Source organism: Haloplanus sp. C73 (assembly GCF_051195115.1).
Classification (GTDB): Archaea; Halobacteriota; Halobacteria; order Halobacteriales; family Haloferacaceae; genus Haloplanus.
The window spans coordinates 321844-347865 of the sequence record NZ_JBNTJZ010000001.1 but is presented as its reverse complement, the minus strand read 5'-3'; the positions used below and the strand labels follow the sequence as shown (position 1 = coordinate 347865).

General features: G+C 66.8%; 27 protein-coding genes, 1 tRNA gene and 1 other RNA gene. 12 read left to right on the top strand and 17 right to left on the bottom strand.

Going from position 1 to position 26022, the window contains the following annotated elements; all coding sequences use genetic code 11:
* Nucleotides 1-38: 38 nt before the first annotated feature.
* Nucleotides 39-1673: a flippase activity-associated protein Agl23 gene (locus tag ACQUSQ_RS01800; protein WP_435066786.1), complete on the top strand. Its 1635-nt coding sequence runs from the start codon at nt 39-41 to the stop codon at nt 1671-1673.
* On the opposite strand, the gene ACQUSQ_RS01795 is transcribed toward ACQUSQ_RS01800, so the two are convergent.
* Complete coding sequence (locus tag ACQUSQ_RS01795; RefSeq protein ID WP_248896880.1) at nt 1670-2623, bottom strand: transcription initiation factor IIB; 954 nt, start codon at nt 2621-2623, stop codon at nt 1670-1672. The genes ACQUSQ_RS01800 and ACQUSQ_RS01795 overlap by 4 nt on opposite strands.
* 209 nt (nt 2624-2832) lie before the next feature.
* On the opposite strand from ACQUSQ_RS01795, the gene ACQUSQ_RS01790 reads away from it, so the two are divergent.
* Complete coding sequence (locus ACQUSQ_RS01790; RefSeq protein WP_435066785.1) at nt 2833-3219, top strand: hypothetical protein; 387 nt, start codon at nt 2833-2835, stop codon at nt 3217-3219.
* On the opposite strand, the gene ACQUSQ_RS01785 is transcribed toward ACQUSQ_RS01790, so the two are convergent.
* Entirely contained in the window at nt 3213-3848 is a 636-nt protein-coding gene (locus tag ACQUSQ_RS01785) for an RAD55 family ATPase (protein WP_435066784.1), read from the bottom strand. The two genes, ACQUSQ_RS01790 and ACQUSQ_RS01785, sit on opposite strands and share 7 nt — an antisense overlap.
* Nucleotides 3849-3964: 116 nt before the next feature.
* Here ACQUSQ_RS01785 and ACQUSQ_RS01780 point away from each other — a divergent pair, with 116 nt between their 5' ends.
* The 5 genes from ACQUSQ_RS01780 (at nt 3965) to ACQUSQ_RS01760 (ending at nt 9583) form a co-directional block, all read left to right on the top strand.
* Nucleotides 3965-5590, top strand: coding sequence for a type II/IV secretion system ATPase subunit (locus ACQUSQ_RS01780; protein WP_435066782.1), 1626 nt, complete (start codon nt 3965-3967; stop codon nt 5588-5590).
* Nucleotides 5587-7686: a type II secretion system F family protein gene (locus tag ACQUSQ_RS01775; protein WP_435066781.1), complete on the top strand. Its 2100-nt coding sequence runs from the start codon at nt 5587-5589 to the stop codon at nt 7684-7686. Before ACQUSQ_RS01780 ends, ACQUSQ_RS01775 begins: the two co-directional genes overlap by 4 nt.
* A gap of 45 nt (nt 7687-7731) precedes the next feature.
* A complete protein-coding gene (locus tag ACQUSQ_RS01770; RefSeq protein ID WP_435066780.1) occupies nt 7732-8358 on the top strand; it encodes a class I SAM-dependent methyltransferase in 627 nt (208 codons plus the stop codon).
* A 64-nt stretch (nt 8359-8422) separates the two neighbouring features.
* The gene (locus ACQUSQ_RS01765) at nt 8423-9466 is read left to right on the top strand and encodes an NAD(P)/FAD-dependent oxidoreductase (RefSeq protein WP_435066779.1); all 1044 of its coding nucleotides are present in this window, start codon (nt 8423-8425) and stop codon (nt 9464-9466) included.
* A gap of 46 nt (nt 9467-9512) precedes the next feature.
* Nucleotides 9513-9583 (top strand) — tRNA-Gly (locus ACQUSQ_RS01760).
* Between the two features lie 484 nt (nt 9584-10067).
* On the opposite strand, the gene ACQUSQ_RS01755 is transcribed toward ACQUSQ_RS01760, so the two are convergent.
* Complete coding sequence (locus tag ACQUSQ_RS01755; protein WP_435066778.1) at nt 10068-10268, bottom strand: hypothetical protein; 201 nt, start codon at nt 10266-10268, stop codon at nt 10068-10070.
* Nucleotides 10244-10543 carry a universal stress protein gene (locus ACQUSQ_RS01750; protein ID WP_435066777.1) on the bottom strand — a complete coding sequence of 100 codons (300 nt, stop codon included), beginning with the start codon at nt 10541-10543 and terminating at the stop codon, nt 10244-10246. The genes ACQUSQ_RS01755 and ACQUSQ_RS01750 overlap by 25 nt, the downstream gene beginning before the upstream one ends.
* Nucleotides 10544-10703: 160 nt before the next feature.
* Here ACQUSQ_RS01750 and ACQUSQ_RS01745 point away from each other — a divergent pair, with 160 nt between their 5' ends.
* Both ACQUSQ_RS01745 and dpsA read left to right on the top strand, forming a co-directional pair.
* On the top strand, nt 10704-11702 hold the full coding sequence (locus tag ACQUSQ_RS01745; RefSeq protein ID WP_435066776.1) for a metallophosphoesterase: 999 nt from the start codon (nt 10704-10706) through the stop codon (nt 11700-11702).
* Between the two features lie 160 nt (nt 11703-11862).
* Entirely contained in the window at nt 11863-12408 is a 546-nt protein-coding gene (dpsA, locus tag ACQUSQ_RS01740) for a DNA starvation/stationary phase protection protein DpsA (RefSeq protein ID WP_435066775.1), read from the top strand.
* 1 nt (nt 12409) lies between these two features.
* Here the strand turns inward: dpsA and ACQUSQ_RS01735 are convergent, their stop codons facing one another.
* The 8 genes from ACQUSQ_RS01735 to ACQUSQ_RS01700 form a co-directional block, all read right to left on the bottom strand.
* On the bottom strand, nt 12410-12811 hold the full coding sequence (locus ACQUSQ_RS01735; RefSeq protein ID WP_435066774.1) for a metal-dependent transcriptional regulator: 402 nt from the start codon (nt 12809-12811) through the stop codon (nt 12410-12412).
* Between the two features lie 174 nt (nt 12812-12985).
* The gene (locus ACQUSQ_RS01730) at nt 12986-13762 is read right to left on the bottom strand and encodes a DUF7260 family protein (RefSeq protein WP_435066773.1); all 777 of its coding nucleotides are present in this window, start codon (nt 13760-13762) and stop codon (nt 12986-12988) included.
* A complete protein-coding gene (locus tag ACQUSQ_RS01725; RefSeq protein ID WP_435066772.1) occupies nt 13762-14655 on the bottom strand; it encodes a DUF7551 domain-containing protein in 894 nt (297 codons plus the stop codon). The genes ACQUSQ_RS01730 and ACQUSQ_RS01725 overlap by 1 nt, the downstream gene beginning before the upstream one ends.
* A 103-nt stretch (nt 14656-14758) precedes the next feature.
* Complete coding sequence (locus ACQUSQ_RS01720; protein WP_435066771.1) at nt 14759-15967, bottom strand: hypothetical protein; 1209 nt, start codon at nt 15965-15967, stop codon at nt 14759-14761.
* Nucleotides 15968-16059: 92 nt separating this feature from the next.
* The gene (locus ACQUSQ_RS01715) at nt 16060-16908 is read right to left on the bottom strand and encodes an ABC transporter ATP-binding protein (protein WP_435066770.1); all 849 of its coding nucleotides are present in this window, start codon (nt 16906-16908) and stop codon (nt 16060-16062) included.
* Nucleotides 16908-18032, bottom strand: a complete 1125-nt coding sequence (locus ACQUSQ_RS01710; RefSeq protein ID WP_435066769.1) for a FecCD family ABC transporter permease — start codon at nt 18030-18032, stop codon at nt 16908-16910. Before ACQUSQ_RS01710 ends, ACQUSQ_RS01715 begins: the two co-directional genes overlap by 1 nt.
* A gap of 69 nt (nt 18033-18101) precedes the next feature.
* On the bottom strand, nt 18102-19244 hold the full coding sequence (locus tag ACQUSQ_RS01705; RefSeq protein ID WP_435066768.1) for an ABC transporter substrate-binding protein: 1143 nt from the start codon (nt 19242-19244) through the stop codon (nt 18102-18104).
* A 1-nt stretch (nt 19245) separates the two neighbouring features.
* Nucleotides 19246-20358 (bottom strand): ABC transporter substrate-binding protein, encoded by a 1113-nt coding sequence (locus tag ACQUSQ_RS01700; protein WP_435066767.1) that lies wholly within the window; start codon nt 20356-20358, stop codon nt 19246-19248.
* Nucleotides 20359-20516: 158 nt separating this feature from the next.
* On the opposite strand from ACQUSQ_RS01700, the gene ACQUSQ_RS01695 reads away from it, so the two are divergent.
* Both ACQUSQ_RS01695 and ACQUSQ_RS01690 read left to right on the top strand, forming a co-directional pair.
* Nucleotides 20517-21869, top strand: a complete 1353-nt coding sequence (locus tag ACQUSQ_RS01695) for an endo-1,4-beta-xylanase (protein WP_435066765.1) — start codon at nt 20517-20519, stop codon at nt 21867-21869.
* A gap of 45 nt (nt 21870-21914) precedes the next feature.
* Nucleotides 21915-22847: a hypothetical protein gene (locus tag ACQUSQ_RS01690; RefSeq protein ID WP_435066764.1), complete on the top strand. Its 933-nt coding sequence runs from the start codon at nt 21915-21917 to the stop codon at nt 22845-22847.
* 1 nt (nt 22848) lies between these two features.
* Here ACQUSQ_RS01690 and ACQUSQ_RS01685 read toward each other — a convergent pair whose 3' ends face one another.
* From ACQUSQ_RS01685 to ACQUSQ_RS01670, 4 genes are all read right to left on the bottom strand, one after another.
* Nucleotides 22849-23694: a hypothetical protein gene (locus tag ACQUSQ_RS01685; RefSeq protein ID WP_435066763.1), complete on the bottom strand. Its 846-nt coding sequence runs from the start codon at nt 23692-23694 to the stop codon at nt 22849-22851.
* 124 nt (nt 23695-23818) lie between these two features.
* Nucleotides 23819-23944 carry a hypothetical protein gene (locus ACQUSQ_RS01680; protein WP_435066761.1) on the bottom strand — a complete coding sequence of 42 codons (126 nt, stop codon included), beginning with the start codon at nt 23942-23944 and terminating at the stop codon, nt 23819-23821.
* A gap of 110 nt (nt 23945-24054) precedes the next feature.
* Nucleotides 24055-24366: signal recognition particle sRNA (gene ffs / locus ACQUSQ_RS01675), an RNA gene on the bottom strand.
* Between the two features lie 52 nt (nt 24367-24418).
* Entirely contained in the window at nt 24419-24826 is a 408-nt protein-coding gene (locus tag ACQUSQ_RS01670; RefSeq protein WP_435066760.1) for a DUF7548 family protein, read from the bottom strand.
* Between the two features lie 96 nt (nt 24827-24922).
* Here ACQUSQ_RS01670 and ACQUSQ_RS01665 point away from each other — a divergent pair, with 96 nt between their 5' ends.
* The gene (locus tag ACQUSQ_RS01665) at nt 24923-25420 is read left to right on the top strand and encodes an NYN domain-containing protein (protein WP_435066759.1); all 498 of its coding nucleotides are present in this window, start codon (nt 24923-24925) and stop codon (nt 25418-25420) included.
* A 3-nt stretch (nt 25421-25423) separates the two neighbouring features.
* Here the strand turns inward: ACQUSQ_RS01665 and ACQUSQ_RS01660 are convergent, their stop codons facing one another.
* Entirely contained in the window at nt 25424-26017 is a 594-nt protein-coding gene (locus tag ACQUSQ_RS01660; protein WP_435066758.1) for a hypothetical protein, read from the bottom strand.
* Nucleotides 26018-26022 lie beyond the last annotated feature (5 nt).

The following is a 26022-nucleotide window of genomic DNA, read 5'->3' as shown; positions in this document are numbered from 1 at the left end:
ACCGAAAGGTTCACCGGGTGGCCGGGGGATGCACCGATATGTCCGCGGCCGACTCGTCAGCGGGTGTCGACATCGACCGGGTCGTCGTCGCCCTCGCCGTCGTCACCGTCCTCGCTCTCGCCGCGCGCCTCGTCGGCCTCGGGACACGCCCGTTCCACTGGGACGAGGCGCGCGTCGGCTACTGGAGCCTCCGATATCTCGACAGCGGCTCGTTCGAATATCGCCCCATCGCCGGCGGCCCCTTCCTCTACATCGTCGAGCGCCACGTGTTCGGCCTCGTCGGCGCGACAGACGCTACGGCCCGCGCCGTCGTCGCCGTCGTCGGCGGCCTGTCGCCGCTCGTCGCCCTCCTCTACCGACCCCGCTTGAGCGACGCCGAGACGGTCGCACTCGGCGGGTTGCTCGCCGCCAGTCCCGCGCTCCTCTACTACGGGCGCTTCCTCCGGGGCGACCTTCCGCTCGCGGTGTTCTCGCTCGTCGTCGTCGGCTGTGCGATTCGGGTTATCGACGGGCCAGCCGACCGGACGGCGCGCTACCGCTATCTCGGCGCCGCGGCGCTTGCCCTCGCCGTCGCGTCGTCGGCGCTCGTCGTCGCGACGCTCCTCTGTGTGCTGGCCGCGGCGGCGCTGACCATCGACCAGCGCCGACTCGTCGGCGAGGGCGAGGGCGTCGGCGACCGAATCGACGCGTTGCTCGGCCGCCTCCGCGGGTCGACTCGCGAGGGACTCGGCGCGCTCGGCGTCTTTCTGGCCGTCCACCTGTTTTTCTACGCGCCGCGCGTGAACGGGTCGATTCGGCCGACCCTCGGCACCGTCGAAGCCGCGTTCGTCGGCGCGGCGCGGGCGTTTTACGGCGTCCGAATACTCGGGCGGCGACGAGGTGGCGAACACGAACTCCTCCCCTATCTGAGCGCGCACGCCGAGACGCTGCTCGGGGCGTCGGCCGTCGTCGTCGGCCTCGCGGCGGTGGGCTTCCTCGTCGACCGCTACGGGACGGGCGACACCCGCCCGGTCGTCGCCTTCCACGCCTACTGGGCGGGCGCGTCGCTACTCGTCTTTCCCGTCCTCACCGAGGAGAGCGCGGCATGGCTGACCGTCCACACGGTCGCCCCGGCCGTCGTGCCCGCGGCCGCGGCCGTCGGCCTCCTCGCTCGCTACGGGTCGCAGGGCCTCGCTCGCGACGACGCCGTGACCGTCGCCGTCGCGGCCCTCCTCGCACTCGCGCTCGCCGGCCAACTCGGGGCGGCCGTCGCGGGGACGGCCTACGGCCCGACGACGACGGCGAACCCGCTGGTTCACCACGCCCAACCGGGCGACGACCTCAACCCGTTCGTTGACGACGTGTCGGCGGCCATCGAGGGCAACGACGGCGTCGACGTCCTCTTCTACGGGTCGACGTTCGTCGCGTCGTACGACGACACCCCGGAGCAACCCCCCGTGAGCGACGCGTGGGGGAATCGGCTCCCGCTCCCGTGGTATCTGGAGCGGATGGGCGCCGAGACGGGCGGGGTTCGTGAGATGAGCGAACTGGATGCGATGGAGGAGACCCCGCCCGTCGTCATCGCGGACGCGAGCGAGCGCTCTGCGCTCTCGGCGCGACTCACGGGCTACGAGTCGAGCACCTACCGCCTATCGCTGTGGAACCGAGAAGTAGTCGTGTTCGTCCGGCGTTAGCGGAAGCCCATCGCTTCGATTTGCTCCTGATACCGGTTGCGGATGGTGACTTCCGTCACCTGCGCCACGTCGGCGACTTCGCGCTGGGTCTTTTTCTCGTTACAGAGCAGGGACGCGGCGTAGATGGCCGCGGCGGCGAAGCCGGTGGGAGATTTGCCCGAGAGCAGGCCCTGTTCGGCGGAGACATCGATAATCTCGGTCGCCTTGGCCTGTACCTCCTCGCTGAGTTCGAGCGCCGAGGCGAACCGGGGGACGAACTGTTTGGGGTCGACTGGCTTGAGTTCGAGACCGAGTTCCTGTGAGATGTAGCGGTAGGTGCGCCCGATTTCCTTCTGCGGGACGCGAGAGACTTCGGCCACCTCGTCGAGCGAGCGGGGAATGCCCTCCTGTCGGCAGGCGGCGTAGAGCGCGGCGGTGGCGACGCCCTCGATGGAGCGCCCGCGAATCAGGTCTTCGTTGAGCGCGCGTCGATAGATGACCGACGCCACCTCGCGCACCGACCGCGGCACGCCGAGCGCCGAGGCCATCCGGTCAATTTCGCTCAGCGCGAACTGCAGGTTGCGCTCGCCCGCGTCTTTCGTTCGGATTCGCTCCTGCCACTTCCGCAGGCGGTGCATCTGCGAGCGTTTTTCCGAGGAGAGGGAGCGACCGTAGGCGTCCTTGTCCTTCCAGTCGATGGTCGTCGTCAGCCCGCGGTCGTGCATCGTCTCCGTAATCGGCGCCCCGACGCGGGATTTGCTCTGTCGCTCGGAGTGGTTGAACGCCCGCCACTCCGGGCCACGGTCGATTTGTCGCTCGTCGATTACCAGCCCACAGTCGTCACAGACGAGTTCGCCCTGGTCCGCGTCCGTAACGATGTTGTCGGACCCGCACTCGGGGCAGTCGACGGACTCGTCCGCTTCCTGTTCCGTCTCTTGGCTCCGCTGACGTTGGCGGCTGGGACGTTCCATTATAAGTGTCGTGGCGAACCCGATATTTAAATGTTGTGCCGGGCCAGAATTGGCGATATCGACACCGACGCCATCCCGGGATTCTGGGTGGGCTAGACCGTCGAGCAGTTCGGATGCGCTCGCGATGGGTGGGGTCCCTCCCAACCTGTCCGTCGGAGCAGGCGACTCTCGCACAAAGGTATTTGTTTCGACCGTGTCTCCTGTCGCGTATGCAAGACGCCGCCCAGTCGCTCGTCGAGCGCTATCAGACGATTACACCGGACGGTCTCCGACTGGCGGTGTGGTACGGCGGCGACGACCACGAACTCGTCTACGTCCGGTCGGACGTGAGAGAGATGTACTCCCCCGAGGAGTTCGAGGAGAAGGTGAAAGAACTCGTCATCGAGGGGCTGGGCAGCGGTGGACGCGACCAGTTTCGGATGCTCGGCGAGATGAACGCCGTCGTCCGGCAGTTCGACCAAGCCGTCGTCCTCCACTTCCCGGTCGACGAGTTCACCGGTCTCGCGATAACGTTCGACGGCGACGCGATACCCTCGATTGACACGCTCGTCGAAGTCGGCCTCGACGCGCTGGACGAAGTGTCGATGCGTCAGTAGGGCTGCCAGCCCGCTCCCCGGCCACCGAGGCCCCGAAGCCGGAGTTCACAGCCGTCGTCCGTTTCTCGCGTCTCGATGACGCCGTCTATCAGCTGGCTCAACATGTTGAGTTCGCGGTCGGTCGGGTAGTCGACGACGAACACGCCGAGTGCGCCCGCGCTCTCTATCTGCCCGCTCAGGACGTGGACCATCCGATAGACGCGCTGGAGGTTGTGATACATGAGAAACGTCGAGAGAGAGTGAACGCCGAATCGCATCGGGTCCCCCGACGCGTGGTAGTCCTGAAACAGCCCGGACAGTTCGATGCTGAGACCGGTCAAGTCACGCGACGAGGAGAGATAGGAGGTGGTCTCAGTCTCGCGAACTTGCCCGATACCGCGCTCTTTGGTCACGCAGTCGACGACGTTGAGCCGGTCGGCGGGATGCTCGCCGTTTCGCTCCCGAAACAGTTCCAGCAGTTTCCCGGCGCCCATCTTCGTCGTCACCATGACGGCCCCCTCGTCGTCGCCGTTGCCGAGGAGGTCAATCATGAGGTCGCGCTTGCGTGTGAGCGGAGGCCCGGCGACCAGAATCGAGGTGCCCGGTGGGAACTCGTCGACCGGGACCACGCCGGGGGTCGAGTATGCCATCGATATGGAGTATTTCGTCGCCGTCTCTTTATGATTGTGGGGCAACGGTCCGCGCGTCGCTACGGCGGCCCGCGGGCGCATGTTTAAGTGACCGCCTCGCATACCGCCGACGAACGATGTCAGAGGACGCGGCGTCGAGAACCGACGGACGGTTCGGTGGGCTCCGACGACGGCTCACCCGAACGTACGAGATGCTCCGTGGGTCGGCGCTCGACGTCCGCCCCTTTCGCCCCGACGAAGACGGCCCGCTCGCGCACTTCGAGTGCCCGCCGGGACACGACGAACTCGACCGCTACTGGGTGAACGCCCCCTTCGCGTACATCGTCGTCACGCGCGATACGGAGGAGAGCAAGAACCTGTATCACGCGGTCGAACCCGACCTGAACCCCTTCGAGTCGCGGCTCCGCGACCGAGTGCTGACCGACATCCGCGACCCGTTGCTCTACCGCGACGGCGAGGACGAACCCGACGAATCGGTGCTGGCGACGGAACTGGAGTCGCTACTGGAGGAGTACGGTGTCGAGGTGGATATGCACACCTACTACAAGCTGTTTTACTACCTCGTGCGGGGGTTTCAGGGGTTTGGCCGCATCGACCCGCTGATGCACGACCCCCACATCGAGGACATCTCGTGTGACGGCTACGACCTCCCCATCTTCGTCTACCACGACGACTACACCGACATCGAGACGAACATCGTCTTCGAGGACTCGGACGAACTCGACAACTACGTGGTGCAGTTGGCCCAGCAGTCGGGCCGCCACATCAGCGTCGGTGACCCCGTCGTCGGAACGACCCTGCCCGACGGCTCGCGAATCGAACTCGCCCTCGGCGAGGAGGTGACTCCTCGTGGCTCAGCCTTTACCATCCGGCAGTACGCCGACGAGCCGTTCACCCCCATCGACCTCATCAACTACGGCACCTTCAACGTCGACCAGATGGCGTATCTGTGGCTCGCCATCGAGCACAACAAGTCGCTCATCTTCGCCGGCGGGACGGCGTCGGGGAAGACCACCTCGATGAACGCGGTGTCGATGTTCATCCCGCCGCGCTCGAAGGTGTTCTCCATCGAGGACACCCGCGAACTGTCGCTGTATCACGACAACTGGCTGTCGAGCGTGACGCGGGAGCGACTCCACGAGGGCGCCGACATCGACATGTACGACCTGTTGCGCTCGGCGCTCCGCCACCGCCCCGAGTACATCATCGTTGGCGAGGTGCGGGGCGACGAGGCGGTGACGCTCTTCCAGGCGATGAACACGGGCCACACGACGTTCTCGACGATGCACGCAGACAGCATCGAGACGGTCATCAACCGGCTGGAGAACGAACCCATCAACGTCCCCCGAGCGATGATTCAGTCGCTCGATTTGCTCTCGGTCCAGCGACTCACCCGGCTCGACGGCGAACGGGTCCGCCGGAGCAACGCCATCAGCGAAATCGGTGGCATCGACCAGCGGACGGGCGAACTCGACTACTCGAACGCCTTCACGTGGGACGCCGACACCGACACGTTCGACCGACAGGACAGCTCCCTCCTCGACGAGATTCAGGACGAACGCGGGTGGACGCGAACCCAACTACTTGAGGAACTCAAGAACCGACGGCGGTTCCTCCGCGCCCTGCAGGACCGCGACATTACGGACTACCGCCAGTTCACGGCGCTCGTCAACGAGTACTACGACGACGCCGACCGCGTCCTCGAACGCATCGAAACCGTCGCCGACGGTGCCAGCCCGTGATTGGAACGCTCGCGCCGCTTCTCGTCGTCGCCCTCCTCGTCCTCCCCATCGTGCTGTCACCGGTCAGCGAGCGAGCGAGCCTGTTCATCTCGCGACTGGCCGTCCCCATCTTCGGCGACTACGTCGAGCAGAGCCCTCGGCGCGACTGGCAACAAGAGCGCCTACACGCGACCCACATCGGAACCACCCACCGCGTCTTCGCCTCGCGAACCCTGTTCATCAGCGGCCTCGCGGGGGTGGCCGGTGCCATTCTCGGCGTCTACGTCGCTACGTGGCTGGTCGATTTGCTCGCTATCAGCCGCGAGTCGATTCTCGCCGCCGTCCCCCCGGCGCTCTCCTTTCTCGGCGGCCTCACCCGCCTCCAAGACCTGACGCTGCTCGGCCTGTTCGTCCTCTTTCTCTTTTTTGGGGCGACCGTCGGGTCGACGCTCGGTGCCATCACGTACTGGGCGCGGTGGGCGTATCTCGACCAGTTATCGAGCGCTCGGGGGAGCGAAATCGAGGCGACGCTGCCGCGTACCATCGCCTTCGTCTACGCGCTCTCGCGGAGCGGGATGCCGTTCCCGACGGTGCTGGAGACGCTCTCCCGAAACGAGGACATCTACGGCGAGGCCGCGCGCGAGGTTGGCGTCGCGGTGCGCGACATGAACACCTTCTCGACGGACATCCTGACGGCGATTCGGCGGACTGCGGACCGGACACCGAGCGAGGGGCTCTCGGAGTTCTCCGACAACCTCGCGAGCGTCCTCGGGAGCGGGCGCAACCTCTCTGAGTTTCTCCGCGGGCAGTACGAGCGGTATCAGGAGGAAGCCGAGGCCCAACAGGAGCAGTATCTCGAACTCGTCTCGACGCTCGCCGAGATATACGTCACCGTCCTCGTCGCCGGCCCGCTCTTTTTCATCACCGTCCTCGTCGTCATCGGGCTCGTCATCGAGGATACGCTCGGCGTCGTTCGGTTCGTCGGCTACGCCGGCATCCCGCTCGCAAGCGCGGGCTTCATCGTCTACATCGACAGCCTGACGCAGGACGAGACGGGTACGCGAGAGGTCGGTCGCGACATCGCGGCGGCGACGGGGGTGCCCGAGAACCTATCGACGGCGGTTCCGCGGTCCGACGGCGGGGCGACGGCCGACGGGTGGCTCCCTAACGCCGAGCGACTCGCCGCCTACGACCGCTTCCGGGTGCTGCGTCGGTGGGCGAACGACCCGCTGCGGACCGTCCTCGAACAGCCGTGGGTCAGTTTCGCCGTCACGGTGCCGCTCGGCGTCCTCTGGGTGTTCTATCGCTCGGTGCCGATTCCGCTCGGCCCCTCGGCGCTCCAGACGCTCGACGGCCCGGTCATCGAGGCCAGCCTGCTCGCCATGACGGTGTTTGCCCTGCTTCACGAGACACACAAGCGACGCGTCCGCGCCATCGAGCGGGCGGTCCCCGACTTCCTCGACCGTCTCGCGAGTGTCAACGAGGCGGGGATGAGCATCGTCGAGAGCCTCCACCGCATCGCCGACACCGACCTCGGCGGACTGGAAGACGAGATAGACCGCACGTGGCAGGACGTTCGCTGGGGAGCGGACGTCAGCACCGCCCTGAACCGCTTTGCCGCCCGAACCCGCGTCCGGATGGTCGCGCAGTCGGTCACGCTCATCACGAACGCCATGCGCGCGAGCGGCGACATCGCGCCCGTCCTTCGCATCGCCGCCGACGAGGCCAAATCCACCCAGCGCCTCCAGCGCGAGCGACGACAGGAGATGCTCACCTACATCCTCGTCATCTACATCTCGGTGTTCGTCTTCCTCGGCATCATCGTCGCTCTGACCGTCGCGTTCATCCCCGCGGTCCAGCAGACGGGCGGCGGGGCGACCGGGTCGCTCTCGCCGGGCGCTCCCGGTACCGGCACCGGCGTCACGAGCGCGTTCAGCGGGTCGTCCGTGGACACCAACGCGTACGAGATCCTGTTTTTCCACATCTCGGCGATTCAGGCCGTCTGTTCCGGTCTCATCGCCGGTCAACTCGCCGAAGGGGGCATCGCCGACGGCGTCAAACACGCCACCGGCCTGTTGGCCCTCACGTTCGTCGTGTTCGCGTTTCTCCTCCTCTGAGCGCGTCGGCCAACAGTATATATCCCTCCCGGGTCGAGCATCGGTATGACGCGCGACCCGCAGGCCACCTACGACCGCATCGCGGACCACTTCGCCGCGACGCGGGAGTACCCGTGGCCGGAGATAGAGTCCTTCGTCGCCGACGCGGAGCCGGCCGGACTGGCGCTCGATATCGGCTGTGGCAACGGTCGCCACGCCGAAGTGCTCGCGACGAGCGCCGCTCGCGTCGTCGCGCTCGACGTGAGTCGGGGACTCCTGCAGACTGCCCGCCGCCGACAGGCCGCCAGCGGCTTCGACGCCCATCTCGTGCAGGGCGACGCCGCCACGCTCCCGATTCGAGACGCAACCGTCGACCTCGCGGTGTACGTCGCCACCCTCCATCATCTCCGCCCGCGGTCGACTCGCGTCGACTCGCTCGACGAACTCGCGCGCGTCCTCGCCGCCGACGGACGGGCGCTCCTCGGCGTCTGGAGCACGACCCACGACCGCTTCGACGCCGATGAGGGGTTCGATACGACCGTCGACTGGACGCTCCCCGGTGGCGAGACGGTGCCGCGATACTACCACGTCTACGACCCCGACGAGTTCGACCGTGACCTCGCGATGAGCGCGCTCACCGTCCACGAGCGATTCGAATCGAGCGGAAACTGCTACGCGGTGGTCGGCCCCTGACGACTGGGTCGACAGCGCGCACAGACGTACAGGACTTAACCCCCCGGCAGCAGTAGTACCCCCCATGACCGACAGCGACATCCAGCCCGACACCGACTACGACGTCGCCGTCGTCGGCGGCGGCCCGGCGGGACTGACCGCCGCGCTCTACACCACCCGTCTCGGCCTCGATACGCTCATCGTGAACCGCGGCGGCGGCCGCGCCGCGATGATGCAGGACACCCACAACGTCATCGGCGTCACCGAGGACACCTCCGGCGTCGAGTTCCTCCAGACCGCCCAAGCGCAGGTCGAGGCCTACGGCGCTACCTACCAGCGTGGCTTCGTGAGCGACGTCGACGACGAGGGCGACCACTTCACGCTCCACGTCGACGACGAGGCCCTCACCACGAAACAGGTCGTCCTCGCCACCGGGTTCAGCGATGCCGAGCCCGACCCGCCGCTCCCGCCGACGGGTCGTGGCCTGCACTACTGTCTCCACTGTGACGCCTACATGTTCGTCGACGAGTCCGTCTACGTGATGGGCCACGGCGACAGCGCCGCCTACGTCGCCATGATTATGCTCAACTTCACCGACGAGGTGGACCTCCTCACCCGCGGCGACGACCCGACGTGGAGCGAGGAAACCGACCGGATGCTCCGCGCCCACCCTATCGACGTGATTCACGAGGACATCACGGGCATGACCCGCGGCGACGACGGCTGGCTGGAGAGCTTCGAGTTCGAGGACGGCACCGTCCGCGAGTACCGCGGCGGGTTCCCGATGTACGGCTCGAACTACAACAACGAACTCGCAATCGACCTCGGCTGTGACGTGAACGACGACGGCACCGTCGCCGTCGACGACCACGGGCGCACGAGCGTCGACGGCGTCTACGCCGTCGGTGACATCGTCCCCGGCCACAACCAGATTCCGGTGGCGATGGGGCAGGGTGCGAAAGCCGGCATCGCCGCCCACATGGACCTCCGCCCGTTCCCCCGGAGCGTCGAGGACATCGAACAGTACGGCTCCGTCGACGCCGACGAGGTGCCTGCTGTCTCCCAGTCGCTCCGCGAGACGGCGCGAGCGTTTCGCGAGGGCGAGGTGGAGTCGCCGGCCGACGACTAGGCACAAACGTAACTGCCTTATCCCACCGCCCTGAATCGACGGATGCGCGCCGGTGGTCTAGTGGTAGGACCTGAGCCTTCCAAGCTCATGGCCCGGGTTCAAATCCCGGCCGGCGCATTTTCCGAGCGAAGCGAGGAAAATCGCCCAGAGGGATTTGAATCAGGGAGTGACGCGAGCGGAGCGAGCGAAACGACCGTGGTTCAAATCCCGGCCGGCGCATTTTCCGAGCGAAGCGAGGAAAATCGCCCAGAGGGATTTGAATCAGGGAGTGACGCGAGCGGAGCGAGCGAAACGACCGTGGTTCAAATCCCGGCCGGCGCATTTTCCGAGCGAAGCGAGGAAAATCGCCCAGAGGGATTTGAATCAGGGAGTGACGCGAGCGGAGCGAGCGAAACGACCGTGGTTCAAATCCCGGCCGGCGCACTCACTTCGTTCGTGCGCCGCCCGTAGTCCCACTCGCTCACTTCGTTCGTTCGCGGGACTCCCGGCCGGCGCACTACGAGCTTTTACTGCGCTCGCTTCGCTCGCTTGTAAAAGCTCGATTAAAAGCCTGCGAGCCTCCCTTCGGTCGGCTCTTGGCCCGTTCGCTCACGTCGTTCGCTCACGGAACCCGCCCCGCGGTCGTGTCAGCCTCGGCTTCCGGCAACGGATTCCTGATAATCGCGATGTCGCGGTCCTTCTCGAAAGCGACGCGGCCGCCGATGCTTTCGGTCCCGAGGCGACTGAACCCCGCGTTCTCGCTCCCGACGAAGATGGCCGCGGCGTCGCGAGCGCGGGCTAGCTGGCGGATGCGATTCGACATGGTACCGGGGGTGCGTGGGCGTCGACGAGGACGTACTCGAAGTCGGCGTCGGGAGCGAGTTCGGCGACCTGTTCGCGGAGGCGTGAGACGATGGTCTTCCTATCGAACGACTCGGACTCGGTGAGCCACCCCTTCCGCCGGGCGTAGTCCGCGTTTCCGTCCGGAATGGCGGTGACCGCGAGCGGCGCTTCGTTATAGAGGCCTGCCGACCGAGACGCGTGGAGAAGTGCCGTTCTGGAGAGTGTCGACCCGTCGAACGGGACGAGAATGACCATACGCCAGTTACGCTGTGAATAAATATAAACTGGTGGCCCGGGCGGTAGTCAGACTCTCGATGAGTCGCTAGTCTCCGAGTAGCTAGAATCCGAATCGAGAACGGCGTGGTCACGAGCCGCGCTCCGGAACCGTGAAACGGGTCGGCCCAGTCATCGGCCCATGACCACGTGGCAGGCGATTCGGGACCGTTCGTTTCTCGACCGCATCGAGGTGACCGTCGTCGACGCCACCCACCACGACGGCGAGCGGCTGGATTGGCAGCTCACCGTCGCGGACTCGACGGGGAAAGAGTTCGACCTCGATATCTGGCAGAAACACGACCCGTTGACCGAGTGGGAGGCGGGCGCAGCGTACGAAATCCGGGGTGGGTACGGGCAGGTGTGGGACGACGGCAGGAAGAAGAAACTCCACAGCTCCGGAAAGTGGAGCGCCGACCGCCTCGACGCGTCACACGAGTGTCGGGTGATGGTCATGGGTGATAGCCACGTCGGGCGCGCGGACCACCCGAGCAAGGCCTACCGGGCCATCGACTGTGCGGGGAGGTTCCGCGAAGCGGTCGAAACCGCCGTGACCGCCGACGCGGACTGCATCGTCCACACCGGTGACGTGTTTCACGATAGCGTGACCGAGTCCGACTGCGAGATGATCGAGGCCGCCTTCGAGCGACTTAGCGAGGCAGGCATCGGGTTTCACTACATCCTCGGGAACCACGAGTGCGACCGCGGCAGACGATTGCTCCGGCGGTGGGAACGACTGGGCGTCGCGACCCACCTCGATACGGACGGCACGGCGGTCGCCGATGGTGTGACCGTCTACGGGTACGACTACCGACCGGGGTCGTCGTTCGACGTCGACGAGGTGACAGTCCCGGCGACGACGCCGAATTCGGTTTCTATTCTCGCGCTCCACCAGACGCTCGCGCCGTTTCGCGCGAACGCGGATGTCGACCTGAACGAAATCGCGGGTCGCGCGGGCGGCTTCGAGTACGTCGTCTCGGGGCATCTCCACGACCCGGAGCGCCCGGACTGGGCGAACGGCGAGTTCCTGTACGCTGGGGCGACGGAAGACATCAGCACCAACCCCTCGCCCGCCGCACCGTCCGTCTGGAGCCTCACGGTCGACGGCACCGATATCGAAACGCGTCGCCACAAACTGTGACGCAGCCACCCCGCGGAATCGTTGCTGTGAACAAACACGTTCGATGTGTTTTCGCACCTACAACGCCCCTACCGCCCGCCTAGTCGACTTTTAGGCCACACGAAAAATTGTATAAATATTGATAAGTTATAAGAGGGTGGGGAGCGTCGTACCTAGTGTGATGAACACGCAGAAGTCCCTCCGGCAGGAGGCAGGCACGGTTGGCGAGAACCCGGTTCGACTGGACGAGGAGAAGACGGCCCAGATTATCGAGGCGCTGAACACGGACCTCGCGGACGCGTACGTACTCTACCACCAGCTTCACAAGCACCACTGGAACGTCGAGGGCGCGGAGTTCCGCGACATCCACGTCTTCCTTCAGGAGGCCTACGAGGCCGTCGAGGCGGCGGCCGACGAAGTCGCGGAGCGCCTGCAGGCCATCGGCGGCGTCCCGCACGCGAGCATGCCGGCGCTCACCGAGGCGTCGACCGTCGACCCCGAGGACGAGGACGTCTACGACATCCGCACCTCGCTCCAGAACGACCTCGAGATGTACGGCGACATCATCGAGAGCTACCGCGAGCACATCGAACTCGCGGAGGGTCTGGGCGACCCGACGACGGCACACATGCTCCGCGAACAGCTCGTCGACATCGAGGAGCACGCCCACCACCTCGAACACTACCTCGAAGACGACACGCTCGTCCTCGAATCGTCGACGAAGTAAGCTACGACTGCTCGGATTCGAGCCACCGAGCCGTCGGTGACGCGTCCGCGTCGTCGAGCAGCGTCGACGCGAGTCGGTCGGCAACGACCGGACTCACGGTTCCCGCAATCGCCAGCGCTTCTTCCTCGTGGTCGTCCAGTTCGAGCACGTCGCGGAAAAACCGCGAGAGCGTGACGTACGTGTCGTGGAGGTCACGCGCCGCGTCCCGACCCTCCGCGGTCAGCGTCGCGCCCTCGTAAGGTTCGTGGTCGACGAGGCCGCGGGCGTCGAGTCGCTGGAGCATCTCCGTCGTCGCGGACGGCGAACGACCGATGTCGTCGGCGATGGCGCCCGGCGGCACGGGGCCGTCGTGTCGGTCCGACAGTCGGTACAGGGTGAGCAGGTAGCGAGACGTGTCACTCATCGGTTGCTATGGGGCGGCGTCGGTGTCGGTAGCGATGCAGTGCAAGTGGGGAGGTCACTCGTCCACCTCTTCGGGCGTCGACTCGTCGTCCGCTGGGTCGTCGCCGGTGCCGAACAGGCCGGCGTAGACGCCCGCCCACAGTCGGGCGCGCCGGCGGCGAGGAGTTCCCCGCATTCAGGCCCTCCGCACCAGATGGTCGCGAACGGCGCGCTGACACGACGCACACGCGTCGTCGAGGCGTGCGACGGTCGCGAGGACCGGGTGGTCGACCGGGAAATCCTGATACAGATACGACACGATCTTCTGGTGGTCGATGCCGGATTCGGCGCCGCGGCGCGTCGTCTGACGTAGGAACCGCTGGCGCTTGCGGGCCACGTCCGAACACCGGTCGCGATGGTCGGCGAGCGTGGCGTGGCGGTCGGCGAGCGACTCGAAGTCGAGCGTCGAGAGCGGCGTCTCGTCGGCCTCGGCAATCCAGCCGGTGATGTGGTCGACGTCCTCGGCGGCGGCGGCGAGGCGTGTCGCCTCTCGGTCGAGCGCGTGGTCGAGGAGGTCCGCCTCGGCCGTCCGGGTCGCGACTTCGGAGAGGATGGCGCGCTTGAGCGTGGGAGTAAAGGCCGAGTCGGTGGTCGGCGCGAGCGCGACGGTGATGCTGTCGGTGAGTTCGGCCCGGATGGTCGCGAGCAGGGATTCGTCGTCCTCGGCGTCGGCGACGCTGTGGGGGCGGACCGTCTCCGCGAAGGCGGTGCGGACCGTCCGACACGTGTCGGCGGGCGACTGCGTGCGGGTGCCCGCCATTGCGGTGACGCCGACGGAGCCCGACGCGGGCTCCGGAGACAGCGACCGGACCCGGTCGGCGAACGTCTCGAACGCGTCGCGGCGGCGCTCGACGGCCGTCCGCTCGGCGCGCACGCGGGTTCGTGCCTGCGAGACATGTGTAGTCACCGCCATCAGGCGCTCACCTCGATTGGCGCGCTGACGAGGTTGGTCGGCTCGGCGGTCCGGGAGAGCACGACTGTCACTTCCCACCCGTCGCCGTCCTCGACGGCGCGGAGGGAGGCGGGCGGCCGGTCCGGGCGACGGCGATACAGGTCGAGGACGAGCGGGAGAACGGGGAGTCGCCCGCGCTGGGGCGAGAGCGCGTAGTCGGAGAGTTCCACGACGACGGAGCGTGTGCCCGCGTCGGAATCGACCGACTGCGCGGACTGCGTGAACTGTCCGAGGAGACCGTGTGCCCGGAGCGACGAGAGCGTCTCCGAGACTGGGCGACCGGTCGACGCGACCCGGTTCAGTCGTTCGGCGGCGGCGTCGAGGACGGCCACCTGCTCCCCGGTGGAGAGATGGCGGTCGAGTTCGGTCGCGAGGCGTTCGAGCAGTCGCAGGCAGAAGGCGTCCGGGTCGACGACCGTCTCTGCGAGGTCGAAGTACGCGTCCATGGCCGCCGCCTCGACGGCGTCGTGGCCGGCGTCGGCCACGGCCTCGAAGACGGCGGCGACGACGCGGTGGCAGAACTCGACGAGCGTCGAGCGCGACGCATCGGGTCGGTTGACGACGGGTTGGGAGAGAGACCACGACTCCGCAGTGTTCGTCTCGGCCTCGGCACTCGCGTCCTCACGGACGATGACGTCGTAGTACGGAAAGCGGGAGTCGTACCGGCGGAGGGTCGCGCGGTACTCTTCGACGGCGCGGGCGGCCGCGCGGGCCGTCGTCCGATTCCCGAAGCGCATCCCCACGGCGGGCACCGGGCGCTCGCCCGTGCGACCGCAGGCGAGGTAGTACGGGCCGCCGGGGCTTCCGAGTCGCTCGATGTGCTCTCGGAGTTCAGCGAGTGTCGGGGACCTCATGGGTCACCTCCAGCGGGGGACGCGACTCGCCGGCGCGTCGTCCGCTCGGTTTCAGTGTCGACCATACATTTAGGCTAGCCTAAAACAACAAAGCGTTTTCGCCCTATTCGAAGCGCCCGCGCCAGCTTCGGTAGCCGATTATCGAGCCGGCGGCGACGACGCCGCCGGTGAGAAGCGGAAGCGTGCCGAAGGAGGCCGGCGTCGTGCCCGACCCTGACTCATCGGTCGCTTGGCTCGCTTCGGCCGAGTCACTGGTCGCGTTGCCGAACCGGACCGACTGGTCGACCGTGCCGGTCGTCGAGCCGACGTCGTAGGTGGCCGAAACCGTCGCCGGGCCGGTCGGGCGCTCGTTGAGTTCGACCGTCGCCGTTTCGGTGGTTCCGGGCTCGACGGAGCCGATGACCGTCGTCGGGAGCGACTCGCCGACCGCCGCACCGGACACGACGACGTTTTCGAGCGGCGCGTTGCCGTGGTTCGCGACGCGATAGCGGAGATGCGGCGAGTCGTTCTGCGTCACGGTCGTCGCGTAGACGACGGCGTCACCGTTGAGCGACTCCACCTCGACGGAGTTGGAGGTAGCGACCGTCTCGTCGCCGTAGGTGAGCGTCGCGTTGAGCGAGTGCGTCCCCGACTCGGGCGGAGTGACGTCGAAGGTGAACGTCGTCGAGTTGTGAGCGCCGAGCGCGGGCTGGAGGCGGGTCTGGTTCTCCATGCCGCCGAGCCCCGAGAGTCGGAGCGAGAGGTCGGTTATCTGCTCGTCGGCCCCGTTGGAGACGGTGACGGCGACGGTGGAGTCGGACCCGGCGACCAGCGTGCCGGCGTCGACGTTAAGCTGCGGCGGGACCGGGTCCGCTTCCTCGTCCGGCTCGGAGACGCTCACGTAGGTGGGATGGGTCGTCGAGACAACGCTGCGTCGGTTGCCGTTGGAGTCGTACTGCACCCCGCGGACGTGGACGATGAGTTTCTTCTGTCCGGCGGTGTCGAACGACGCGCTGAGCGGGACGTCGATGCTGTCGCCCGGACCCAGCGTCCCGAGCGAGTCCGCCTCGGAGTAGACCGTCCCGCTCGAATCCTTGAGTACCACCTCGGTTACTTCGAACGTCCCTGTTCCGGAGTCAGAAAACTGCACCGTCGGTGTGACGGTAATCGCGTCGCCGGTTTCCGGTTCGTCGTCAGAGACGTCCATCGACGACACCGTGACGGCGGCGGGACCCGCCGAGGCGACGCCGACGCCGCCGGCCACGAGCATCGTACACGCGAGTAACACCGATAGCACCGTGCCACTTCGTCCGCTGTAGTTCGTTGGTAGCATCAGTTTTAGGCTAGCCTAAATATTATAAAGTTCTACTGATTTTAGGTCGGCCTAAAACTTGAACGGAGTTGAAAATTGCTAGCGGTTGAACCTCACTCCGTCGGAGGAGCAAGGTCGGGACGCTCCACCGCGTCGTCGTGTCGGGCGCGAATCGGCGTGATTCGCGGGCCGCTCTCCGTCCACGTCACGTCGGCGTCGACGGCGAACACGTCCGCGAGGAGGCCCTCCGTGACGACCGAGGAGGGCGGGCCACGGGCGCGAATCTCGCCGTCTCTGAGCGCCACGACGTGGTCGGCCAGCCGCGCCGCCTGTTCGAGGTCGTGGAGGACGACGACGATTGTCACGTCGCTCTCGTCGCGAAGCGTCTCGATTATCTCCAGCACTTCGAGTTGGTGGTGCAGGTCGAGAAACGTCGTCGGTTCGTCGAGGAGGAGGACGTCCGTCTCCTGAGCGAGCGCCATCGCAATCCACGCCAACTGCTTTTGCCCGCCGCTGAGACTGCCCACCTCCCGGTCGCGGAGGTGGCCACAGCCCGCGAGGTCGATGGCCCGTTCGACCGCCTGTCGGTCCGCCTCCGTTGGGCTCTCGAAGAAGCTCCGATGGGGGTAGCGGCCGTGGTACACGAGGTCCTCGACGGTGAGCGTCCCCGGCGACGTGCGCTCCTGCGAGAGCAGTCCGAGCCGACGGGCGAGGGCCTTCGTCCCGTACTCGTCCATCTCGCGGCCGTCGAGACGCACCGACCCGGCTCGGGGGTCGAGTTGGTCGGCGAGTCCCTTCAGCAGGGTGCTCTTGCCCGACCCGTTGGGGCCGACCAGCGCCGTGACCGACCCCGGTTCGACGGTGAGCGACTCCCCGTCGAGTATCGGCTCGTCGCCGTACGCGAGCACTAGGTCGTCGCCGGTGAGCGCCGGGTCAGCCGTCGATTGGGTGTCTCCCGACATCAGACATCACCGATTCGGTCCTGCTTGCGCATCAGATAGAGGAAGTACGGGCCGCCGACGAGGCCGGTGACGACCCCGACCGGTATCTGTGCGTTCGACCCCGTCAAGACCTGTAACCCGAGGCGGGCGCCCACGTCCGCGACGACCATCAGCGCCGGGCCGGCGAAGAGGCAGCCGACGACGAGGCGCTTGTAGTCGCTGCCGACGACGGTGCGGACCATGTGCGGGACCACGAGGCCGACGAAGCCGACGATGCCGGCGACGGCGATGCTCGTCGCCGCGGCGAGGACGGCCACGCCCGAGAGCGCGAACCGAACCTTCTCGACGCTCATCCCCAGCGACTTCGCGGTGCGTTCGCCCAGCAGGAGTACGTTCAACTGTCGCGAACTGACGAGGGCAAGCACCATCGCGAGCACGGACCACGGGAGCGCGAGCCGAACCTGTTCCCAGTCCGTCCCCGTGAGCGACCCCGTCGTCCACGCGATGGCCGACTGGACGACGCCGATGTCGTCCGCGAAGAAGAACACGGCCGTCTGGAGGCTACCGAAGACGGTGCCGACGATGACGCCGGCGAGGACGAGTCGGACCGGCGACGTGCCGTTTTTCCACGCGATGACGTAGACGATGAGAAAGGCGACGGCACCGCCGAGCGCCGCGATGAGCGGCAGGAGCGTCGACAGCCCGGAGAACACGACCAGCGTGAGCAGAATCATCAGCCCCGCGCCCGAGGAGACGCCGAGGATGAACGGGCTGGCGAGTTCGTTCCGCGTCACCGCCTGAAAGATGGCGCCGGAGACGGAGAGGTTCATGCCGACGAGGATGGCGACGAACACCCGCGGCAGGCGGATGTTCCAGACGATGAGACTCTGGTTGTTCATCGACGGCAGCACGCCCCCGAGCAGGAAGGCCTGCCACGCCTGCGGGTCGAGAATCACCGCCGGGTTGAACACGGCGCTCCACGCCTCGGCGACGGTCATCGAGTACGCGCCGAAACTGACCTGTATCAGCCCGCCGGCGACGATGACGGCGAGACTGCCCAGACAGAGCGAGAGGAGCGACGAGTCGACCCACCGCGGCGACTCAGTGCGCGTCGCCGTCTCACCGGTCGCGGGTTCACTCGCCACGTGTGTCACCCCCGAGCGGCGACGCGGGCGTCACGTGCCCGATGCGGTCGTAGCTGTGAGTCGTGTGCGTCATTGCTGGAAGCTTCCGTCGACGATGGCCGCGACGCGGTCGTAGTCGAAGAGCCGTTCGTCCTCGTTTGCCAGCGTTTCGAGGCCGCGCCACTCGCCGAAGGTGTCGGGGTAGAACTGCTTGGCCGCCGCCTCGGTCTGGAAGAGGTTGATAATCGGCCCCTGATAGGAGGTGCCGCCGCGATAGAGCCGGTCGTTCTGGACTGCGGAGAGTTGGGAGCCGACCGGGTCGTCGCGCATGGCGTCCATCCGGCGCTCGAACTCCTCGGTCGAGACGTGTGAGAAGCCGTACTGAAACAGGAGCGCGTCGGGGTCGACGTCGAGAATCTGCTCGTAGTCCCACTCGGCGTAGCTCCCGTCGATGGCGTCGTCAAAGGCGCCCCGCATCCCGAGGTCACGGTACTGCTTGTGGCCGTTGCCGTCGTGGACGGGGTAGGCGTAGAACGCGCCGTTCTCGAAGTCCGAGTTGACGGACAGAAGCCCGACAGTCGGCCGGTCGTCGCCACGGGGGCGCTCCGCCTCGATGGTCGAGCGCAGGTCGTCGTGGACCGCCCGGAGCGCCTCGTATCGCTCCCGCTCTTGGAAGACGGTGGCGACGCGTTCGAAGGCGTCGTACAGCGAGTAGTAGGGGTAGTCGTGCCAGTCCTCGTTCCGGCGCCGAATCGAGTTGCCGAGGACGGGGCCGACGTTGGCGCTGATTTCCTCGGTGTCCTGAGGTTCCCAGTCGTCGGCGAGGAGGCCGATGAACGACGGGTCCATCAGGTGGACGTCACACGCCATCTCGTAGAACGCCTCCTTGTCGAGGCCGCTCTCGCCCATGAGTTGCGGCACGCCGTCGAAGGAGACGTCGACGCCGAGGTGGTCGTAGAACGCGAGCGGCCAGTTCTCGGTGTAGAGCAGGCCCTGAAGCCCGTCGAGTTGGCCGAGCGCGATACCCATGTCGCCGTAGGTGCTGAAATACGCCATCCACCGCTCGGGCACCGAATCGAAGGTCACCTCGCCGACCGGCGCCATCGATACGGAGTACGAGTCGACCCCGGTCGTGGCCTCGGCGTCCGAGTCGGTGGCGCTCGTACAGCCGGCGAACAGGCCGCCGACGGTGGCCGCACCGGTCGCCAGATACGTGCGTCGGGTGGGCGACATCTCAGACGTCCCCCTCGACGATGGCCGCGACGCGGTCACGGTCGAACAGGTCCTCCTCGACGCCGTACAGGTTCCGAGCGGTGCGCTCGGTGAGGACGAGATTCGTTATCGGTCCCTGATACAGTCCGCCGGCACGGTAGACGTCGCCGTTCTCGACGGCGGTGAGTTGACTCGCCGTCTCGTGTGATTCGAGGAATGAGACGACCGTGTCTTGGAACTCGCTCGCGGATTTCGCCTCGTAGCCGCGGAGCAACAGCACCTCGGGGTCGACTTCGAGGAGGGTTTCGAGGTCGATGGCCGCGCGACTTCCGTGGAAGTCTTTCACGCCCGACTCCGCGAGGGCGTCGTCGACGCCGAGGTCACGTAGATGTTTGAAGCCCGTTCCGCCACCGATGACGTAGGGGTAGTACGACTCGGGCTGGTCGCCGACGCCCCACGTGACGGCGACTTCAGGGGATTCGGACGGGACAGCCTCCGAGAGGTTGGTCTGGAAGGTGTCGTGGAGGTCGACGAAGGCCTCGTACCGGTCGGTGCGTTTGAACACCTGCGCGAGTTTCTCGAAGCCTTCGAAGAGCGTGTAGTAGCGGTAGTCCTCGTGCCACGGGTAGTGCTGGGCGTAGATGCAGTTGCCGAACAGCGGCGCGACGTTCGTCTCGATTTCCTCGACGTCGGACTCCTTCCACCCGCTGAAGCGGTTCATGAGGAAATTCGGGTCCATGACGTGAACGTCCGCGTTCAGTTCGTAGAACCGCTCCTTGCTCACGCCGTCCTGATAGAGCGCGACCATCTCGCTCGTATCGACCGAGACGCCCGGAATCGAGTCGTAGTACCGGGTGTGATACCGCTCGGGGAGCCAGAGCGCCGACGGGGGTTCGAGGCCGAGCGCGATGCCCATGTCCGCCCAACTGCCGTTGTTCGCGACCCACGTCTCCGGCACGGCGTCGAAACTGACCTCGCCCATCGGTTCGATGGAGACGCTGTAGGCGGACTCGCCGCCGTCCGCCGCCGCAGTCGTCGTCTCACCAGAACAGCCGGCGAGTAGCCCGCCCGCAGCGACCGCACCGCCGTAAGTCAGATACTCGCGTCGTGTGTGCCCGGTCGTCTCGCTAGTCATACTGTTTAGGCCAGCCTAAATGGTTAAATGGATTTCGAAATTTAGGCAAGCCTAAAGAGTGGCTGCGCGATTAGCCGCGGGCATCAAGTGACGGGCGGCCGACGGGGACGACGAACGGTGACGACGGCACACTACGGCTTCGCTCACGGAGCGGACGGATGACCGACCGCACGCGGGCCGCGCGGCGGAGCGTCCTCGCGGCGCTTGCGGGCGCCCTCGCCGGCTGTTCGACCGGCGACGACTCGACATCGACGCCGACGGCGGCCGAGAACCGGTCGTTCACCGACGGCGAGCGACCGGCGTGGGAACGCGCCGCCGACCGCCGCATCGACGCCCACCGGCGCTCCGACCTCTCGGTTTCGGTCCGGCACGCCGGCGCTCCCGTCGAAGGCGCCACCGTCGACCTGACGCTCCGGCGCCACGCGTTCGATTTCTCGACGGCGTACAACGTACGCCGGCATTTCGAGGTCTCGGAAGGCCATCCCTACCGGACGTACGTGAGTGACCTGTTCAACGAGGCGGTGTTCGAGAACGCACACAAGTGGCGACGTTGGGTCCAGCCCGGCGTTCACGAACGAGCCGACGAAATCGTGGAGTTCCTCCGCGACCGTGACGTGACCGTCGCGGGCGCGCCCGTCATCTGGCAACACCCCGAGGTGGATGTCCTCCCCGACGAAGTCTGGGCGGCCCTCGAAGCCGACGACGACGAGCGCCTACGCGAACTCGTCCGCGAACACGTGCGGACGATTCTCGGGCACTACGTCGACGACCACGACGTCACACAGTGGGTGTTTCTCAACGAACCGCTCGAACAGCACGTCATCACGGACGCCCTCTCGGACGCCGACCCGTGGCGCTCACCCCCGCTCCGCGAGTGGTTCGCGCTCGCGGGCGACGTGGCGCCCAGCGCGACCCTCGCCATCAACGAGTACGACATCCTCGCGCTCGACCGGGCGCGCCACCGCGACCGCTACGCCACCCTCATCCGATATCTCCTCGCCGACGACGCCCCGCTCGACGAAATCGCCTTTCAAGGGCACACGATGGCCGAGAGCGAGCGACTCACGCCCGCCGAGCAGTGGCGTCGGCTGGAGCGCTTTGCCGCCCTCGGTGACGTGGACCTCGTCGTCTCGGAGTTCGACACGCCGGGGTTCGACTCCGAGGCGACCGCCGGCGCCTACCTCTATCAGTTTCTCAAAATCCTCTACAGCCACCCCGCCGCCGCTGGCTTCCGCCTCTGGGGGTTCTGGGACGGCCAGCACTGGGAGGACGACGCCCCGCTCTTTCGCCGCGACTGGACGCCCAAACCCGGCTACTACGCCTACATCGACCTCGTTTTCGACCAGTGGCACACCGACGAGACGGGGACGACCGACGACGACGGCGCGTACCGAACCCGCGCCGACCTCGGGACGTACGACGTGACGGTCGAAGTCGACGGCCTCCGACAGCAGGCGACGCGCTCGCTCAGGGACCCGTCGGGCGAGACGGAGTGGACGATTCGGCTGTGAGTGGCGTGCCGACAGACTCAACTCGCCGGCGACGCGGGGTCCGATATGGTTCCCACGCGCCGCCGCACCCTCCAAGCCGCGGGAGCGACGACCGTCGCCGCACTCGCCGGCTGTTTCGGCCTCGGCGACAGTGAGTCGAAAACGGAGTACGCGCTCGATATCGAATCCATCGACGCCTCGCCGGTCGACCACGCCCTCTACCGGCCGGACGACGACCCGTTGTTCGGCGCGCCGGCCCGCACCGCCCTCGACGCCATCCTCCCCGACGGCCGGCACACGACCTACGGCTACCGTCCGCTGTCCGACGAGGCCTACGTGGAACACGAGGGGACGTACTACCAGACCGAACACGTCGTCACCGGGCGGGAGCCGATGCAGCGCCGCGTCGTCCGCGTCGACCCCGTTCCCGACGAGGACGTCCCCGACGACGCCGCTCTCGTCGATGACCTCGAACGCCCGAGCGCACGCGTCATCAAGATTCTCCACACGTACACCCTGTCCGAGGGCGAGACGAGCACCGCCGAACTGCTCCGCGGTGACGGGTACGTCCTCCGCCGACCCGCCGAGCGCGAGAGCCGACTCGCGACCGGCGAGTTGGACGGGCGGGTCGTGACGATGACCGAAGACGGCGCGTGGGCGTATCGCGTTCGCGTCGCCCGCGAACAAGTGGTCGAGACGGCCCACACCGCCCTCGCCATCGAGGTTGCGAGCGACCGCGAGCGCTTCCGCGAGGTGGTCTTTGGCTCGCGAATCGACGCCATCCTCGAAGACGGCGACCTCTCGACACCCGCCAGAGCGGTACTCGACGAGGCCATCGCGCGCGGGACGTACACCGAGACGACGCCGCTCTCGGACGGGTTCGAGGCTACCCTCGACGCACTCGGCATCGGCCACGTCGACGACTCCGTCAACGGCAAACTGCTGTGGGACGCGGACGCGCTCTACCGGTACGCGCTCTACGTTTCGACGGAAGACTGAGTCAGAGTTCCCACCGGCGGCGAAGCCGTCGACAGCCGTACTCGACTCCGCCAGCGACGAGTGCAATCCCGAGGAAGACGAACCAGCCGCCGACGTAGAGCGCGTGGGGGCTGTCGACGCTCGTCCGAATCTCGGCCCGCGCATCGAGCAGGACGAACGCCGTCAGCAGGGTCGTCGGCGCGAACAGCCGGTAGCGAGTGAGGAGATAGAGCGGGAGCGCGGCGAGCAACCACAGGCCGACGGCGGCGTAGGGGTAGAACACCCAGTCGAAGCCGCCGGTAAGTGTCACGCCCAGCCGGTGGGCGAACCACAGCATGACGGCGGCGTGGAGCAGGCCGCCGATAGCGGCGAAGGCTCGTGCCCGCCGGTCCGAGAGGGGGAACGCGGGCCACGCCGACACCGCGGGGAGCCGGTCCCACTCGGTCCGCACGGCGTATTCCAGCAGGCCGAGGAGGAGGAATCCGACCGTCCACACCGTCGCATCGACCATGTAGTGGACGGCGTACAGCCCGTTTTCGACGACGATGATGCCCGTCGGCTCGGCGAGGCGCTCGAACTCGGCGAGGTCGTGGAAACTCGGACCGGGCGGTGTGAGTTCCAGCCAGAGGACGTACCCGGTCGTTACGACGAGCGCCGCGAGCGGCGTGACGAGACGCGAGCGGAGCGCGAGCCACGTCGGCACCGCGGCGACGACGACGAGGCCGCCGTAGCGCCAGCCCATGCCGAGTATCGAATACTCGGACGGACCGATGCTGTACCCGAGGTGGAGAGCGACGAACAGGACGAGTGCGGCGTGAGCGAGGCCGGCGGCGAGGCTCGCGAGCAGTCGAACGCGGGTGGAGGGCATACCGCCCACTGCGTTCGCCCGCGGCTTCTGTGTTGTCCCGCATCAGCGACGGCTGGGCGACGATGAATCTCGTCGTGCGGAGCCACGGCTCCGCGACCGGTGTGAGACACGCGGTGAAAATGCGTTACTTCAGGACGTACTGACAGGCGTCGTCCCGCCCGTTTTCGCAGAGTCGTTCGAGGGTGTTGCACGCTCGGTCGTTTCCGTCTCCGCACTCCTCTCGAAGGAGTACCATGTCTTCTTCTTTCATGCTTCCTCGTACCATGATAACGACCCACATGGTATTTATATCTGACGGTGTGTGAACGAGGTGCGTGGCTCACGACGGTCACGTCGCTCGGCAGGAGAGTGTCAGTATGAATGTGGACAACGGGATTGCCCGGCGTTCCGCTCCGGGGAGTCCCGGTCGCCTCCTCCACCCCGCGATCCTTCGAGCGACTGGCGTCCGGCGGTGGGCTGCTCGCTTCCGCGCCTGACCCAGTGCCACCGACCAACCGCGACGGAGCGCCCCTGCGGACGCACGCCGCGGACCGCTGTCCCCGAAGGACGAGGCTTCCACGTTGGCTCCCGAGGCCCGAACCGGTCTGACCGGACGCCCCCGGGTTCGGTCCCCGCTCAAGACCGTAGTGCGGGAAGTACGAGCAGGGCCTAACTGCCCGACCTAGTCCACTTCACCGTATGCCGCTCCCTCTTAAGGGCCTTTCGACTCCACCATCCCGCCGTCTCAGAGAACCGCCCGCGCGTAGACGGCGGCAGCGGCCGGAATCACCGCCGTCGCGACGACGACGACCCACCGATAGTCGGTTATCCACGTCGCCGGGATGCCAAAGAGCGGGTCGAGAGGCGCGGCGACGGCCCACGAGAGCGCAATCAGCAGGGCGACGATGCCGAGCGGGAGCGCGATGCCCGCGGCCGTCGTCGGGTCGGCCTGCCCGCGAGCGCCCGCGAGAAACACCACGACGCCGACGAGGGCGAACGCGAGAACGGCGCCGACGCCGAGCGGCCCACTGGTGTAGTACTGGGCCAGTTCCGTCCCCCAACTCGGAAAGAGCGCGAAGGGAAGCGCGAGGAGGGCGACGACGGCGAGACAGCCGACGATACCGACGGCGGGTGCAGCCTGCTCGGTGCGCATACTCGCCTCTGCCCGCGCCGACGGGTTAAATCGCTCGCGTCGACGACTGTCCCCATAGGCAAGGAATTTAGTCGCGCGCCGCTGAGTATGGGCAACGTGACTGACATCCACACCAACCAGCGCGTCGCGGTGCTCGCGGACGCGCAAAACCTCTATCACTCCGCGCAGAGTCTCTACTCGCAGAATATCGACTACTCGGCGCTGCTCTCGAAGGGCGTTTCCGACCGCGAACTCGTCCGCGCCATCGCCTACGTCATCCGTGCCGACTCGCCCGAGGAGGAGCGGTTTTTCGAGGCGCTCCAAGACATCGGATTCGAGACCAAGATTAAGGACATCAAGACGTTCGGCGACGGGAGCAAGAAGGCCGACTGGGACGTCGGCATCAGCCTCGACGCCGTGACACTCGCCAACCACGTCGACGTGGTCGTGCTCTGTACCGGCGACGGCGACTTCTCACGCCTCTGTTCGCATCTCCGCCATGAGGGTGTCCGAGTCGAGGTGATGGCCTTCGGCTCCTCGACGGCCGACGAACTCGTCGACGCCGCGGACTCATTTCTCGACCTTTCGGAGCGCGAAGAGACGTTCCTGCTGTAGGCGTCACTGCCGCTGTATCTCGACGACGGCGATACACTCGACTCGGACCGCCGGGTCCTCCAGAAGACGCGCCACCGTCTGGAACGCATAAACGCCGTCCGCGAGGTCCTGTGCCAGATACGTCGTGTCCTCTCTCGACGGGGTCGGATGCCGCCGGAGCGACAGCGACCACGTGTACCGCTCGCCAGAGGGGAGGAGACGAGTCGGCTCCGAGTCAGACGCCGACGCGACGACCCGCCAGTCCTCGGGCGTTCGGCGAGCGATTTGCCAGTCCTCGGGCGTCACTTCGACCAAGTGGTCTGGATTCTGGTTGTGCAGGACGAATTCGAGCGTCTCCACCGTCGAATCGTCCGTCGTCGGCTCGAACGTGGGTATCGACGCGTTGAGATAGACCCGACTCCGGATGCGGTCCTCGGTGGGCCAACAGACCGTCCGGTCGACGTCGGATTCGAACGACGAGCATCGCTCGCCCGGGTCGGCCGGCGCGGTGGCGTCACCGCCGGTAGCCGTCTGCTGGCTGTCGCTCCGAGGCGGAACGAGACAGCCCGCGGTCAGGGGGAGCGCCCCGAGCGTTGCGATAACTGTGCGACGCTTCATACCAC